General features: G+C 45.0%; 10 protein-coding genes. 1 reads left to right on the top strand and 9 read right to left on the bottom strand.

Annotated features, from left to right (window positions below; all coding sequences use genetic code 11):
• Window positions 1-240 precede the first annotated feature (240 nt).
• From YWE_RS0108220 to YWE_RS0108180, 8 genes are all read right to left on the bottom strand, one after another.
• Window positions 241-1,611: an LPS assembly lipoprotein LptE gene (locus YWE_RS0108220; RefSeq protein WP_029094088.1), complete on the bottom strand. Its 1,371-nt coding sequence runs from the start codon at window positions 1,609-1,611 to the stop codon at window positions 241-243.
• 78 nt (window positions 1,612-1,689) lie between these two features.
• Window positions 1,690-2,304, bottom strand: coding sequence for a penicillin-binding protein activator LpoB (gene lpoB / locus YWE_RS0108215; RefSeq protein ID WP_051323253.1), 615 nt, complete (start codon window positions 2,302-2,304; stop codon window positions 1,690-1,692).
• A gap of 57 nt (window positions 2,305-2,361) precedes the next feature.
• On the bottom strand, window positions 2,362-3,732 hold the full coding sequence (locus YWE_RS0108210) for a COG3014 family protein (protein ID WP_029094086.1): 1,371 nt from the start codon (window positions 3,730-3,732) through the stop codon (window positions 2,362-2,364).
• Between the two features lie 193 nt (window positions 3,733-3,925).
• The gene (locus YWE_RS0108200; RefSeq protein WP_029094084.1) at window positions 3,926-4,609 is read right to left on the bottom strand and encodes a phospholipase D-like domain-containing protein; all 684 of its coding nucleotides are present in this window, start codon (window positions 4,607-4,609) and stop codon (window positions 3,926-3,928) included.
• A gap of 296 nt (window positions 4,610-4,905) precedes the next feature.
• Entirely contained in the window at window positions 4,906-5,472 is a 567-nt protein-coding gene (locus YWE_RS0108195) for a rhomboid family intramembrane serine protease (RefSeq protein WP_029094083.1), read from the bottom strand.
• Window positions 5,473-5,477: 5 nt separating this feature from the next.
• Window positions 5,478-10,415, bottom strand: coding sequence for a DNA repair ATPase (locus YWE_RS0108190; RefSeq protein WP_029094082.1), 4,938 nt, complete (start codon window positions 10,413-10,415; stop codon window positions 5,478-5,480).
• A gap of 202 nt (window positions 10,416-10,617) precedes the next feature.
• A complete protein-coding gene (locus YWE_RS26925; RefSeq protein ID WP_051323252.1) occupies window positions 10,618-12,858 on the bottom strand; it encodes a flotillin family protein in 2,241 nt (746 codons plus the stop codon).
• A 359-nt stretch (window positions 12,859-13,217) separates the two neighbouring features.
• Window positions 13,218-13,868, bottom strand: coding sequence for a hypothetical protein (locus YWE_RS0108180; protein ID WP_029094081.1), 651 nt, complete (start codon window positions 13,866-13,868; stop codon window positions 13,218-13,220).
• Between the two features lie 278 nt (window positions 13,869-14,146).
• Here YWE_RS0108180 and YWE_RS0108175 point away from each other — a divergent pair, with 278 nt between their 5' ends.
• Complete coding sequence (locus YWE_RS0108175; protein WP_282705578.1) at window positions 14,147-15,028, top strand: N-acetylmuramoyl-L-alanine amidase; 882 nt, start codon at window positions 14,147-14,149, stop codon at window positions 15,026-15,028.
• 83 nt (window positions 15,029-15,111) lie between these two features.
• On the opposite strand, the gene YWE_RS0108170 is transcribed toward YWE_RS0108175, so the two are convergent.
• Window positions 15,112-16,557 carry a DUF2867 domain-containing protein gene (locus YWE_RS0108170; protein WP_029094079.1) on the bottom strand — a complete coding sequence of 482 codons (1,446 nt, stop codon included), beginning with the start codon at window positions 16,555-16,557 and terminating at the stop codon, window positions 15,112-15,114.
• Between the last annotated feature and the right edge of the window lie 322 nt (window positions 16,558-16,879).

Below are 16,879 nucleotides of genomic sequence, written 5' to 3'. Positions count from 1 at the left end.
CGAGGCTGTTACCAACGATTATAAGCCTGTGTATTTGATAAGGTAAGATATGTTTAACAGTTTATTGCCGATATCGGGAGTCTTATTGATTTAAAGGCTTAATGCCTCAGGTTATCTAGACAGGGGGATATAGCGGCCTAGTGTTATTTTCACAATCTGTATTTTTAACACGCTAGTTTCAGATAAAAAAATAGCCAACCGTGAGGTTAGCTATTTTTATGGTGTATAAGCGAGCTTAACCTATTTAAGGAAAACGCCGCCAGAATCACCCAGCTTCTGTGCATCAGCTTTAGGTTTTGGCGTTGTTTTGGTCTTAGTCACCTTTTTATCGGTCGCTTTTTTCTCTACCGGCAGAGGTGGAGCCAGTCGGGCAATTGCGCCTTTTTCGATAGACTCAATTTTTCCGCTTTCAACAATGCCATAAGAGATTTTGTCTTTAACACTATCGATAGCAATAGTCGCTACTTTTTCTTCTGTTGCGCCTAAGGTTTCACCCGTATCAGGGTCTATCAGCTCCTCGCCTTGAGAATAAATATCAAAACGGTCGCCTAAGTAGGTCATTGCTTCACCACGGTTAATAATGACTTGACCGTTAGAAACGCTGACGACTTTCGCCGGAGTCAGTTTGTTGACAATTTTATCGGCAATAACGTCGCTGATTTGTTGGCGGGCGGTTTCTAAATAACGGCCACCTTGCTCAAATACACTAGAGTCAGACCATTGAATGCCGTGAGTGGCCGCTTCAAGCAGGGAATAACGCACGGTCACTTTAGTTTTGCTGGTGCGGGTTACGTCAAATTCACCGGTTAAGTCAACGCTGGTCACTTTAGTCTTAGTATTAACACCCGCTTCCGTCACGTTGATAACCAATAGGTAATCAGCCGGAAGGGCAGCTTGCTTGATATCAACCGAATTATTCAGGCGACCTTCCAAGAAGGCTTCTTCCTGTTCGAAGGCTTTATCGTTGGTTGTGCTGCGGTCTAATACGGTGAAACGCTGCGACTGAACGATACGGTCAGTGATTTCTTGGCGGAGCTGATTAGCAAAGGCTGAACGACTGCGGTTACCGGTAGTAATGACCGCCAGGCGATCGCGTTTAGAATTAGCCTGAGAGGTTTTACGCTCAACTTTATCAATATCAACGCTCAGGAGAACGGTACATCCTTTTGGGTCACAGTCACGGGATTTAACTTTATAACCCTTTACCGTACCGGAGCTGCGAGTGTTAATTTGTGCACTTTTACCGGTGTTTACGGTTAAGTCACGGTTAGCGTTACCACCAACATTCACATCTAAATTCTCGGTCAGCGTACTGTCTACACCTTTGTTGCCTAGAAAAGAGTCATCTTTGTTCTTAGTATCTTGAACGTAGGTGCCTTTTCCTTCAATTGTGGCATCAGATTTGTCTTTAACCCGAACATAATCACCAGCGCGTTCTGACTGAGTACTTACGGTCATTCCGTTAACCTGACGAACGGCATCAGCCAAAGCAGCATCAACCGCTTTTTCGTAGGTCTCGCCATATCCCTGAGCATCAACAGTTTCAATTTTTGCATACACTGCAGGTGAAACTGCCAAAAGACCTACTAGTACCAATATCCATTTTTTCATTAAGAAAGCCCTAATGGGTAAAAATAATATAAATCGCACCGTATGTTGATTAAACAGGCATACGGTGCAACGCCGACCTTACCAACTTGCAGTGCGATTGTCGCCACGCTTGATGATTGGATACTCTTTTTCCCAATAGGCTAAACCGTCATCCAAATTGGTTAACGTTAACTGGAAATAGTATTCAACTTGCTGTGTTTTTGAATTCACACGTTGGTTTTGCTGAATGATTTTACCCGTTAATGAGAAGTCTGGGGCAATTACGCGGCCATCTTTCTTAACTGTTTTTTGGTTAACCATTTTAGAGTTACGCAATTGACGAACTTTACGCGTCATCTCGTCTTCCGGGCCGTTGGCACTAATTGCGGTAGTCACAACAAAACGACCGGAATTTAACAGGCTGGTACGGATTTTTTTAGTTAACTGGTCGGTATCGATACGTTGGTCAGTATCATTGACGATGCCGGTAACGGTTAAAACATAACGGCCGCCCTGTGGGTGAACCAGTAAGTCTGAGCTCAGCATATCTTCAACCATGCTAGAAGCAGCCATTTCGAAGTCTTTATAGTCCAGGCCCATAACGGCAACATTATCAGAAGAACTATCTACGTAATAAGCACCTTCCTGTGCACAGCCAGCTAAAGACAGCGCTACTGCAGCGGCAAGAAATGTTTTTCTATTAAAAATATTCATTATAAAGCTCTCAATACAGTTTAAAAGTTCAGCACGATGCGTTTTGGATATAGTCCATTACATCGCATTTTTACTGGTTAGTACGCTAACTTGTGGAGCAGAACCAGCGTTCAGCACTCGCACATAAACGACAACGGGTTGAGGCGTTGCGGGTAAATCAACGTTAATTGCTTCGCCTCCAGGTGGACTAATTTGAATTTGTCCGCTTTTCGGCCACTTAACGTAAGCAACCTGGAAATCATAAGGTAAAGCATGCCAGCTACGAATATCAGCCTGTGTACTGACGGCTTGTGCAATACCGGTTAATGCGCCGATAAGCTTAACCGTGCTGTTATCCGAATTCATCATCGTCGCCTGAGCCGCGGTTTTTAAGATGGCCCGAGAGATCTCTTTGATCAAAATGCCGGTAAACTCAGTCTTAAACTCACCCTCAATGATCTTATCCATACTGGCAAACGACTCGGTTTTTTGAGAGCCATTTACCGAAAGGTAAGGGTAAGCCGGGCTACCTGATTCCAGAACGGGCAAAGCCATACCGGTATAGGCCACGCTTTTTGTAACCAGAATCAGAGGTAAATCAATACGCCGTTCAGTTTTTCTGGCTGCCAGACCATTCTCAAAAATAACCCAAACGCCGGGAGCAACGGTACGGCCTTTATTAGCGAGTGCAATATCAGCACGAATTTGGTTGCTGCGAGTCAGTGCGTAAGCGCGTTTTAGACTCTCTTTTGCTTTGGTGTAATCAGCCGCACTTTCGCTGTTAATTAAGAAGTACAGGCCATGCAAATACAGGGATGCCGGGTTAATGTAACCATCATAAGGTGCCCATTTAGATACATCAATACCTGATCCTTCAAGGGCTTCCATTGACTGAGAGTAACTGTCGCCGATTTTATTACTTTTAACTTCTGATTTTTGAGCATTAATTTCTTTAGAGAAATATTCCGCAGCACGACGTTGACGATCGTCAACCCGGTTCCATTCTACGCGAGCATCGCTAAAGTTAGCCTGTTGCCAGAAGTTTAATGCTTTATAAGTGTTAACCATAACCCGATCGTATACACGCGGGGTGTAGCTCATCACGTTATCATTAACAATCATTGATGCAGCTTGACTAAGCCCAGAGGACGCCAGATTTTGCGTTTCGTTGTCTTTAATCAATAACTCACTGCCATCAAGAACTTTGGTTGAGCGATCTACCTGATCTGCCATACGTAATACGGCACCCGCTTCAAGAGACCAAAGAAGTTCAGTCGCGGTATCAGTACCCGGTGCGACGCCTTCTTCTAATGCTATTTTTTGAGCGAGTTCAATCTGTCCTTGCGAAAGTGCATAATCATAGTTTTTGCGTGAAGGCGGGTTAGAACAGGCCGCCAACGTTAGCGCAATACTAAAACAAAGAGTTATTCGTTTTATTTTATTATTCATATTTATTCTGTTTTGTAGAGAAAGTAACGGAATTGCATAGAGGGCGCGACGAAATGAGGGAACTTTATGCAATCTTTGCGTAGAGTGAAACTTCCTTGTGCGGGGAGTATATCTACCTTTTCTTTAGCGGTAAACTTAAATGCAGTCTTCGATTTTTTTACCTCCATAGCCAGCATTAATATGAAATTTTCCATTAGTTAAACTGCGTCCATAGTTTATTAAATTCTTTTTGGTAGGCGGTGAGTAATGTTATATCGTCAGTTACTAACACGTTCTCTTGATTTTGCTGAGAAGCGCTCCGCGTCCAGTTAAAACTGCCGTTGAGCAGAAAACTATTATCGAAAAGCGCGAACTTATGGTGCATATGATATGGGCTATTATCCATCGCGATGGCGATACCTTTATTTTGCAGATATTCAATATCGCTACCGCTGTCTTCTGATTTATCGTTATCAGTAATTATTCTTATTTGAACGTTTCGTTGGTGGGCATTTAGAATCGCTTCTGTAAGCACATCATCTGCGATGGTGAAAACACAGATGTCTGCTTTCTGACGGCTCTGAGCCAGCATTGAACGAATTTTCTCCCGGCAGGCTTCACCCGGGGAGAAATAGGCGGCGGAATTAATTTTGGGTTGGATGCTGCTGATATCGAGAGTTTTGATCACAAGCTCCAGCCATTTTAATGTTGGCTGGAGGTCCTCAGGGGCTGATGTTAATTGAGCTCTCACTAAATCAAATGCGCGATTACGCATAAAGCTGGACTGTTCCAGATTTAATGTTTGCCCTAGCTCACGAAGTTGATTACGTTCAGACTGACTTAATGATAAATCAGCAAGCGTTGTTTTTAGATAATCTTCCAGTGCAGCATTATCCATATCCACGTTATCCATAAAATAAAAATATCAAAATTCAAATAATCAGAAGTCAGCGATATATATTCTTTGATCTGGAACAGAGTATTTCCATCGTTAATATCTTGTTAACGTTATACCCGTCTCTTTTAAGGTAGTTTGCTTTAATCGCAAGCCAAAATAAAGCATTTAATACTAAAAATAGGGCTGTAATATATCATCCAGTCTTTATGACGGCATTTATTGGAATTAATAGGTTTTAATTCGAAAAAATACTCTTTTGCATTTAAATAAAATAAATTTGAAACGTATTAGCCGCGCTACGGACTTACTTCTATCCGGGGCTTTTTCCGAGTTAGCAGAGCATAACTTAAGCCGGCGATAACACCTGCAATATGCGCTTCAAAAGAGATACCGGGTGTTCCCGGTATCATTCCTGATGTTATGCCACCGTAATAGATGAAGACCACTGCGGCAAAGATAAAATCCAGCAGGCTACGCTGGGTAAATGCTCTGGCTAGTAGTAGAGCCCATAGTCCGAAAATCCATCCGCTGGCGCCAATATGAATGGCGGTACGGGCAAAAATCCAAACCAAAAGGCCGCTGAATAGAATAATAAAAATACTAGACTTAATATAATCGCGGACAGACTGGCTAATTAATAACGCACTTAAGATCAGTAATATTGGTAAGTTACTGAATAAATGCTCCCAGTTACTGTGCAGCCAAGGGGCGCATAATATACCGACCAGTCCCCGAGTGGTTCGGGGAAGTATGCCGAAATTATTTAAAGCATCACCGGTAACTGAATTTATACACTGTATAATAATTAGCACGGTAGTCAGTATGCTTAGAATCCAGACTCGTTGTTTTATCCACGCTTTCATTAAGGTTATTTACCCAAGGCCTGAACGCTTTCAACTAAATCAGCAAGCTGCGCAACCACCCGATCTCCGACCTCGGCATTATCACCGCCGAGTGCCTTATTGCGCATAAAGTCATGCTTTATTTGCTGCCAGCGAGTTTCTTCAGTTGGCGACATCAAGTCGCGAATTTCAGCTAATTTAAGTAAGTTTTCCTCTGCACCGTGAGTTAGCAGTTGGGCTTCACCTAAGTAGTGATCGTCGAGAATTCGCCGGACTTCGGCCGGGTTCATCACGGAAGATATTTTCTCACTGAGCTTATTCATATTGCGATAGCTACCCTGTAGCTTAAAGCTTGGCTCCGTGCGGTACTTGTCGGACTGAGCCGCGCTGGCAATGTACTGTTGGTTCACTTTCAGCACGGTATCACGCATGATGATAATGCGTTCAATCACGGCAACGATTTCATTGATTTCTGCGTCGCTATAGTTATAGCTTAAGTTATTATTTGAGAAAGGTTTACCCATTGCTTTATCGACAAACTGATAAAGGTCATTCATATCCCGTAGGGCTAGCGGCGCTAAGACCGGGTTAGAGGTCAGGCTATTTTCAATGTAGCTCAGCGCAAAGGCTTCCTCCATGCCGCCCAGAACTTCACCTAAGTTATAGATATCGGCTCGGTTGGCTAACATATCAGGAATGCGGAATACGTCACCGGATTCGGTATAAGGGTTACCGGCCATGACAACGCAGAATTTTTTACCGCGCATATCGTAGGTTTTTGTTTTGCCTTTCCATACCCCTTCAATGCGGCGGGTACCGTCACACAGTGAAATAAATTTCTGTAGGAACTCAGGGTTAGTATGCTGGATATCATCCACATACAACATCACGTTATTTCCCATTTCTAACGCCAGATTCAGCTTCTCCAGCTCTTGCCGGGCGGTAGCATTGGGTGCCTGTTCAGGATCTAATGAAAGAACGTCATGGCCTAAAGCCGGGCCATTAATTTTCATAAAAATCAGACCCAGGCGGTTAGCAATATATTCCATCAGGGTGGTCTTTCCGTACCCCGGTGGTGAAATCATTAGCAGCAGGCCCATCAGGTCGGTTCGTTTTCCTTCACCCAGAGCACCAATCTGTTTAGCCATGTTGTCACCGATAATCGGCAGGTATACGTCGTTAATCAGTTTATTACGCACGAAAGAACTTAGCGGGCGGGCCTTAAATTCATGCAGACGAAGGTTCTTGCGCTGCTGATTTAAAACGTTTTGTCTGAGTTCCTGATATCGGTGGTAGGCTGGAATAAACACTTTCCGGTGTTTGCGCATACGGCCAAAATAATCATCCAGGCTCAGGGTTAATGCTCTGTCCTGAATTCGCGGATGTTCACCCATTAGCTGAGTGACCGTAAAGTGTAAATCTACTTCGCTGAAGCGCGCAGCAACACGATTATCTAATAGTGTCAGTGCAACGGCTTCGGGTATATAAGTTGCCAGCGCTGAAAACTCAGGAAGTGAACACATACCGGTTAACCAGTTTTCTACCAGCAGCCAGCGCTGTGCCAGACGATCGCCTAAATTTTGTTGAGAACGATTAAAGTCGCCCCACATATGGGCTTTTTCTAACTGAGTTTGTAGGCTATCGAACAGGGTACGAGCATACTTACTAAAGCTGAATTCAATTGGCGAACAGCCCAGCGCCAGACTGAGATACTCTGCCGCCTGAGCCTGCTGATAGGGCTGACAGGCGATGGGGAACTGAGACAAAAACAGGCTTAGGTCTGCTTCGATTTCAGCCTGTAAATCCTGTAGCCCGGCATCGCTACGAAATAGCTGATAAATATTCATGCTGGTCCGGGCACGCTCGGGCCAGAGGGAAGGCAGCGGTTCTTTCTGGATATGCTGCCAGAACAATACGGCAATGCTTCTGGCTAAAGGATTAAAACGCAGTAAGTCTGCGCTTTCACCAACGGGAATTAATTTTTGTAGAATGGCAACGGCATCGTGATCGTGAATGCCTTTCTCATATCCCTCTTTATAACGAGGTGAGGCAAAATCACGAACGGTTTTTTCCAGCGCTTCCGGCTCATGGAGTAGGGAGATCAGTTTGTCCAGAGTGAGACCATCTTGCTCTTTACTGGCGGCATAAATCAGAGAGTAGGCGAGATATTCACCCCGGTAGACTTCAGGTGATTCAGATTCAATCGAGATCTGCCAATACTCTTTTAGCGTTTCCAGCTCATCACTTTCAATGGGTTCCTGATAATCGGTACCGGTTAAATGCAAATAAAGCTGTTCCCCGCGAGGTAAAATAGTGAGATCCAGTTCCTGTGTATTAACGCTAAACCTATGGCGAGGGCCGAGCTTAATGACGTTGCCACCGTCTTCATATATTTCGGATTTATCCCTTAAGCTGCGGATAGCCTGATCCCGGGCGGCTTTAAATTTGGCATCAATATCATCGGCTTTGACGCTGTCTTTTAGCCCGCGCAGTCGTTCAATAATTTCACGAGTTTTAATCGATAGCGGGTCAGAGGCGAAAAAGGCATTGAGCTCATCAAGGGTGTTAAATCGAGCGGTTCTGCGTTGAAGGCTGTCGAGCAGTCGGTCAGCGGCAACGGTCAGATTTTGTGATTTACGTTGGCGCTCATCCAGCAGGGATTGCTTATGGCTTTCAAACGTTTCAAGTAACTCTTCTCGTTTACTTAGAATATCGTTTAAAAACTCTTCCTGCTCGCTGAACTGGCTTTCCAACTCTTCTAACTGAACCAGTAAACGGGAAAGCTGCTCATCGCAACGCTCAGGATCGCTGGCCAGCGTTAAGGCGTTAGTAATCCCCTGACTAAATAGCTTAAATTGAGCACCGAATTGAGCAATAGACTCTACTGAACCTTGCTCTTTGCGGCGCTGTTGTAAACGGGCTCGGGCCTGATTTAATCTGGCATAGATCTCAGATATTGATTCAATAATATGAGTTTGTTGAATGGTATCTTCGAACTTCAATGAGGCCATCAGATTGGAAAGCATGTCTAAATCCGCAGACATTTTTTCCATGCCGGCTAAGGGCTCGTTAAGCTGGACGTTATTCGTCGCTTCCTGAGTCTGCTTTTCCAGTGACTGAAGCTGCTGAGTAAAAGGCAGCAGGGCTTTATCGCTGGCCAAAAAGTCAGCCGTGGCGAGTGAGATTCTTTGTTGACTCTCGGTGAGCTGTTGTTCCATCTCATCGAGTCGGTCTAAGTCAATATAGCGATAATCCCGCAGGGTGATGAGCTGCCCGCGGTGGACATTAAGCTCATTGAGTGCGTCAACAAACTGCTGAGCGTTACTCCAGCTGTCCGGTAATAAGGATAAAATTAGCTGTTTTTGGCGAGATGTTGCTTCACTCATTGCCCGTTCGGACTGGCGGCGGATACTCTCAACTTTTTCGTATTCATCCAGTACCAGTTCGCCGGTTTGCGATATTTCTTTTAGTAAGATGGATGCGTGCAGGCTCTGCTCATCATTGAGCCAATAGTAGATATCGATCAGTCGGCGTGCATCCTGACTGAGTTTTTCATAAAGCTGAGATGATATTTGCTGTTGCTCTATCTCTCTGGCGATGTGGTAGAGGTCAGAAATTCCCCGAACCAGTTCGGCATTACCAATTCGGCCAAAAAAGCTATTTTTTGCCGGCTGAAGGGCGGCATATTCATCTGAGTAGTAGGGCGTTTGCCAAACCTGCATTGGATGAATACGGGTAGGTTCATTCGATTGGCCTTCAAACAGCACCATTCGGCCATCTTCCAGCATGGCATAGCCATGGCCAAACAACGGATTGTGTAGCTTACGTTCAATCATGTTGTAGTTAAACAGGGCTAAACGGCCAAAGTTAGGCTCATAGAAAATATATAATACGTCTTCACCGTTTGGTGAACGACGAATTCGGCGAAAACGCATGCCATCCATCGGCTGGTCAAAGGTCTTATACTCGCCGTTTTGTAAATAGTAACCGCCCGGGAAGATAATGCCGTGGTCTTCCGGTAGCTGAATACAGGCCAGCCCTATGGCATCAATACGCATAGCTGTTTGAGATAAGGTGTTATAAACCAGATAGCGCCAGGACTCTTCCCGATAAGGCAATATTTTTAGCAAAATCAGGGGGCCGGCCTGAGCATATTCAATCTGCGCATCATCCAGAGATTGGGTTTTATCTAATACCGCTTCCCGATAGATTCCCAAGCCGTCTTCGGTGTTGTTTTCACACTTAATCGTCAGGTCACCGCCAATCGTTTCGACGAATACCGTATCCAGAATATTCATATGAGAGTAGCGGCCATTGACCGCATTCTCACGGGTGGTTTTATGCCACTCAAAGTCATAGGCCGGAGGCAGGGCGATATCCCGTTCACCGCGGTTGTCGATATATTTAATTTCAGTTTTATCGCTTGATATTGACCAGCGGAAAACCCTGACGTCGGTAATTCTCTCGCCGATTTGGAAACTGGCCAGCAGTTTTCCTTCACGTTCAACAAGTTGAAGTAACTGGGTATTCTTATAGTAAGTGTAGAGCTCGTTAAAGTCCTGAACAAAGCTGTTGATGTTCAGGAAGGTGCCGGTTAAAGCAACGGGTTCAACGTCGTATTCGCCCTCATTTTCAGTCAGGCGATAAAGAGAGAAGACATCTTCTATGCGCGTCTCTTTTTTCAAGCCAATAAAAACGTTATAGCCAAACAGCAGCCACTCACCGACGCGGACAATATCTCGCGCAACGCAGTTATTTTCAGTACGAATACGGATACGGCCAATGATGTCCATCTGGCTTTTGCCGAACTCTTCCAGACGGCGACCGTTTAGCTGTTTCGCTTTTTCGTGGAGTTGTTGGCCCTGTTCAGATAAGCGTTTACGTAAAATATCGTAGGCACCGCCTTCTGCAACGGCGTTATCCAGTAATTCCTGTTCGCGATTATTGTCTTGGTTATCTGACATGGCGTTTAACATTTCCTTGATAAAATTATATTTTTTAGCCGTGCTGACTCTGATAATGATTTTTCAGAGAAATTAACTAAGATAAATTTACCGTTGACCTGATACTGCACTATTTCTGGGTGAACTTATCTTAGTAAATACAATGTGTTAAATAAAAAGAAACGGGCCATCGAATGCAATTGCACGGATGGCCCGCCGGATATTAGTCTTCAGTCATGCTTGGTGCTGGTGCTGGTGCTGGTGCTGGTGCTGGCGGTACCGGTGCTGCGAGTGGCAGCGCTGGCGAAGCCGGTGGTGCAGATGGTTTCGGTGCTGATGTCAGTTGCTGAATCAGCGCCAATACTTCCGGATTCTGTAAAAGGGCTTCGATATCCAGTTTTTGGCCATCTTTACCTGCTCCCATCAGTTTCTGTACCACATCCTGTACCACCGGGCTCTTTTCTACCACGCCATTAATGGCTTTACCGACGCTAAGGGCTTTAGAGAAGGTATTAAAGAAGCTACCGTCGCCGCCAACAATGTCGATATTCGTTTTGCTGAGCGCGGCGGCCAGAACGTCTGCCTGTTCTCTGGCAATCTCTTTATTTGCAGAGATAGAGGCCATGCTTTGCTCGAAGTGTTTTTCCAGTTGCATACGGAACTCTTCGTGCTCGCGGGCTGTGGTATTAAGATTCCCCATAGCGGTAAACTTATCAGTCAGGCCATCAGCTTCGGCTTTCAGACGCTGACGAACAACTTCCGCCTGCGCAGCACCTAACTGACCTTCACCTCGAGCCTGAGCCGCCAGTTTTTCTTCTAATACGTGAGCATCAACCAGGCCTTGTTTTTCGTTAGCCAGTGCCTGTTGTTCGTCACCGCGGGCCTGAGCCGTTAGCTTCTCTTCCAGAACCCGGGCTTCGGCAAGGCCCTGTTTCTCTTCTGCCGCTGCCTGAGCTTCCAGAATACGGGCGCGGGCTAATCCTTTCTCTTGCTCACCGCGGGCTTCTGCCAACAGTTTTTCAGCGGTAACGTTAGCCTGAACTAAACCTTCTTTCTCTTCAGCTTCAGCCTGTGCTTGACGTACACGCGCATCTGCCAGACCCAGAGCGGCCTGTTCAGCCTCAACGCCTTCAGCCATGCGTTTTTTCGACTCGGCCTGCTTGGCGGCTGCTTCTAACTCTGCCTGTGCCATGGTGCTAATTTCTAAGGCTTTGTGCTTAGCGCTGTTCTCATCGGCTTCGGCTTGTTTAACCTGACGGACTAAGTCTTGTTCCGCATCGGCCTGCGCCTGGATAATCGTGACTTGTTTCTGGCGGTCGGCTTCAGACACCATACGCACTTCTTTAATACGTTCTTCTTCCTGAGCAACGGTTTTTTCGACCGCGACTCGTTCACGTACCACGTTAGCAATATTTTTACGCTCTTCTTCCAGCGCTTTTTCTTTATCTATTCGTTGAAGTTCAACTTCACGCTCGCGCGAAACTATTTCAAGGTCTCTGGCTCGGGTTACTTTTTCAATTTCAATAGAAACTGCACGAGTACGGTTTTGCTGAGCGACTTCAACTTCACGCTGGCGGTTTTCTTCCCGGATTTCAATTTCTTGTTGGGTCTGAATTCGCGCCTGTTCTGCTTTCAGGCGCTCTTCTTCTTTTACTTTTAACGTTTCTGCCGCTTCACGGGCGCGAATTGTTTCAATTTCACGCTGCTGACGGGCTTCGGCATCGGCCTGCTGGCGTTCTAGTGCCAGACTGGCTTCACGTGTTTCCACGTTCTTTTTCTTGATTGCCAGCTCTTGATCGCGTTCTTTTTGATTGGTTTCAATATTGTGAATCGCTGTAATTTCAGTGATTTTACGAATACCTTCTGAATCAAAAATATTGTTTGGATCGAGCGAGCTTTTTGGCGTTTGCTCTAAGTAGTCAATGGCAACGTCTTCCAGCGCGTAGCCGTTAAGATCTTTACCAATCACATCGACAATGCGATCGCGGAAATTTTGTCTATCTTCAAATAGCTTAGATAACTCAAATTGTTTACCGACGGTTTTCAGCGCTTCGGAGAATTTTGCACTGAATAATACGCTGACGGCCTGATGGTCAGAAGCGCGCTCAACGCCGATAGATTTCGCGACTTTCAATACGTCTTCAGTCGTTTCATTAACCCGCAGGTAGAAAGCGACGGTAATATCTGCCCGTAAGTTATCCTTACAGATCAGGCCATCTTTACCCCGGCGGTCAACTTCCAGAGTCAGCAAAGAGATACGCATAAACTCTTTTTTGTAGATGACCGGGTAAACCAGTGCGCCGGTAAAATGCACTTTAGGTTGAGATGACATGTCATTGACAATCAGCGCAGTTCCCTGTGGCACCTTGATATAGAACGCTTTGAATAACCCAAAAAATCCCAAAATGAACACGATAACCGCGCCAACAATGGTAAAGAACGGCATTAAATCTGCCATAGACATAAGTATTTCTCCGTGTAATTGAGGGATATTACTGTCCCGCTAAGTCTTATGTAATCATCAACTAATGTGTGCTAATGCGATAATATTACCGATCAAAAGTATGACTAATAACCGTGTGTCTAACTAAACCTGATACTCACGTTCGAATATAGAAAAATTTCTTGTAAAAGTGTGGTCTGCTTTCTTGTTAATGTTCGATATAAGAAAATTCGGGGCTTGGCAAATGTATAACGCGAACAGATAGCTGACAGACATCGGCTGTTTGAAAGGAATTGGGACATTTTAGCTCCTCCATGATTCATTCTTAAGCCACCATCCATAGATAGTCCTATCCATTATTCAGGGAAAGGAAAAATGAATTAAAGTCGGTTAAATTCAGCCTCACTAACAACGGTGTAACTGTGAGTTGCAGCGTCGTAGGCAATTAAAACAATGCGATTTCCGCGAACAATACCGGCATCTTCAGATGCTCTGACCTGAAGAATCAAACCCGCACCGCCATCGGCTAATAAAGCTTCTCCCCGTTGTTCAGTAACAATCGGAGAGCGGACTTCAGCGATTTGGCCAAGTAGTGACTTAACCGTTTTGGCTTGATTTAACTTAGCTAATTTAGGACGCAGGGGCTTTAGAATCATGGAGGTCACTAAAACTGATACAAAGCCAGCCAGAATAAATACGGCAGTTCCTAATAGATAACGAATAATATCAGTATCGATAAAGCGAAGAATTAGGTGAGTGCTGAAATAGGTCAGAAACCAGCCGGTTAAGGTTATCAGGGTGATAATAATAGTCAGCGGAATACCGGCTAGCCCCAGCTTCATGAGTAATCCGGCCACACCGGGGGCATCAAAGCCGTCAACGTCGGTATTTATATCGACGCCATCAATATTAAGAATATCAATATCGAGAAGGCCAAAGGCAGCAGAAATCCAATACAGTAAGACTATAATCAGTAGTCCGCTGAAAATGATCGTTGGAAATGCTAGGCAGTTTTGTAAAAAGAGCGTCATCAGAGTCCTTTCTTAAACGGTTAATGGCTACAAAGCTTGAAGTAGTAAATCAGGTTTATTCGCTGTTGGACAGCGACAATCGAACATTTTTTGATATTTATCGCAGACGAAAAAGCAGTTCGATGAATTTTTGCTCAATCTGTCTGTTTATTGCCCTTTGAGGGGGGAGTATTTATCGCTTAGGGCAAATAAAATAGCGTTGTTTGAAACAAAATATGACATTTTCGAGCATAATGAGTACAGGATCAGCATAAAAGTAACACAAGGTAATTTAAGTCATGGATATGATGGCAACGTCAGGGGCGGTTAAGTTTGGTCTACCCTTTAGTGGCAGGCGGTATATATATATTTTGGCTGTGGCCGTATTGGCGTTTTTAATCTCTGGTTGTCATTCACTTAAAGACCGCGGTGATTACTGGGTTGATGATACTCACCGTGCTCTGGGGGCAGAACCAAGAATTCAGTTTTTGGTTTTTCATTATACGGCAGAAGATTTCCCTTCATCGTTGAACATCCTTACCGGCGAGAACGTCAGCGCTCACTATTTAGTTGATACCGACCCAGATATTCAGTCAGGTAAAGCTATTGTTTTGCAGTTGGTGCCAGAAAATATGCGAGCCTGGCATGCAGGAGCCAGCTTTTGGCGTGGAAGAATCAATTTGAATGATACTTCCGTTGGGGTTGAAATTGTTAATCAGGGCCCATCTAAGGTGAATGGTGTGAGCCATTGGCAGCCCTTTACGGATAACCAAATAGCGCTGGTGATTGCCTTATCGCGCGATATTATTGAGCGCAATCAGATCGCGGCGATTAACGTTGTCGGACACAGTGATATCTCTCCGGGACGCAAAATTGATCCCGGTCCGTTATTTCCATGGAAGAAACTGGCCGATGCTGGCATCGGAGCATGGCCTGACTCTCCGACGGTTGAGCGGTATTTGGCAAAGCGTCAGTTACACTCAGCCGTCGATGTCAAACAGCTACAGAATAACCTCAATCGATATGGTTATCAGGTATCGGACAGTGGCGTGATGGATAATCAAACCCGAACAGTGATTAAGGCCTTTCAGATGCATTTCAGACCGGCAAATTATTCGGGTGAGGCTGATGCAGAGACGTTAGCGATTTTGGATGCTTTATTAGAGAAGTATAAATCGTAATTGCAGGACGCTATTGGTTTTACGGCGCTATTTCGCGGGTTTAACGAAATAGCGCCGTAAAGTTAGTTTGATGCTGTGAAATATTAAGAATTGTTTTTTCGTTCCAATTCTTCGGCTAACCAGGCAATGCGCTTGGCCATACCTTTAAAAATAAACAGATGCGCAGGCATCATCACAAACCAGTAAAGTAACCCGCCAAATCCTGCCGGGTGCCACCAGGCACGAACGTCAATCTGATGAATTTCACCCGTCCCATTAATACTTAGAGTGAGTCGACCCAGCCCCGGCGCTTTCATCCCAAATAACATGGCAATTTGACGTAGAGGCTTGATGGAAATAACTTTCCAAGAGTCAACCTGATCGCCTACGGCCAGCTCTGCTTTTTCAGGTCGACCATAGCGGCGTTCCCCGCCGAAAATATCATCCATCCAGGCGCGGGTTTTCCATAAATAATTGGCATAGAAATAGCCTTCAGGTCCGCCAATTTGTTGGAATACTTGCCAGATGCTTTCCGGGCTGGCGGTAGTCTTTATAGTATAACCCGCATGTTTAGGATAAAACGCGTAGCCGGGGCGCCAGCGGGCTCGGGCTTCAGGGTCGTATCCCCAATCAGCCGAGTTTACCGCTGACTGCTCTTTATTCATGGTGGTTAACACCGCATCATCATAATTAATTAAATGTTGAGGTATAAGCTTCTGTAATGGCTCTGAGTCTGCCGGCAGGTTGTGTTTTAAGCCCTCAATCAGCGCTTTAGCTATGTTGGTAGGTACCGTAGTGATCATATTTAGCCAATACACTGATATAAATTGCGTCGGCAGCGGAATAGGAATAATCCAGCGCTTTTTACCGGTAATGGCGATAAAGCGTTCAAACATCGTTTGATAGCTAATGTATTCAGGACCACCAACGTCAAAAATACGGTTTTGATCGGAAGGGTGATTCAGTATCTCTGACAGATAGAACAATAAATTATCTAAAGCGACCGGTGATGACTTCGAGCGAACCCAGCGTGGCGGCGTGAGAATCGGTAGGCTGTAAACCATATCCCGCATAACTTCGAATGCCGCTGAACCTGCGCCGATAATGATTGCCGCTCGTAATTCAGTAACCGGAATACCGCTGGCGCGCAGAGCTTCACCGGTTATTTTTCGGGCCAGCAAATGCTGTGACGAACTCCCTTCTTTTGGCTGAAGAGCGCCTAAAAAGATAACTTGCTTAACGTTGGAATGGCGCAAGGCCTGCTGTAGGTTTTGGGCTGATTTTTTTTCGCTATACAAAAAGTCAGCCTTTTCTCCCATGCTATGTACCAGATAATAGACAACGTCGATATTTTTTAATGCGGGAGTAATAGTTTCAGGCTTAAACAGGTCAACATACTGGCAGCTGACGTTTGGAATGTGTTGTTCTTCCAGCCACTGTATTCGTCTGGCAGCCGCGGTAACCTGATGGCCTTGAGACGTCAGATAGGGGATAAGGTGCTGCCCGATATATCCGCTGGCTCCCAGAATTAATATACGTTGTGGTGTCATAAGATGACCTTGGCTATGTACATAGTATGTACTTATTAAGTAATGGGAATGTTATTTTTTTGAACTTTAACATAAATACCGCTGAGCCGTTATCACTTGATCTTATTTGTTTATAAATAAGCGTTGTATTGCGAAGCAAGGCACATAAGGCGCTATGAATAAGATCGGTATTAAGAAGAAAGGAGCCGGAACGGCTCCTCAGACTGATGACAAAGTCCTAGTCAAAAGGCTAGGACTTTGATCTAATAAGGTCAGTACAAAAAATGGACTGACTACCATGCTTAGAGACGCCTCCCCACAACAATACCAGTTTGAAACTATC

It is taken from the genome of Budvicia aquatica DSM 5075 = ATCC 35567 (assembly GCF_000427805.1).
Classification (GTDB): domain Bacteria; phylum Pseudomonadota; class Gammaproteobacteria; order Enterobacterales; family Enterobacteriaceae; genus Budvicia; species Budvicia aquatica.
This window is presented reverse-complemented; position numbering and strand designations above follow the sequence as displayed.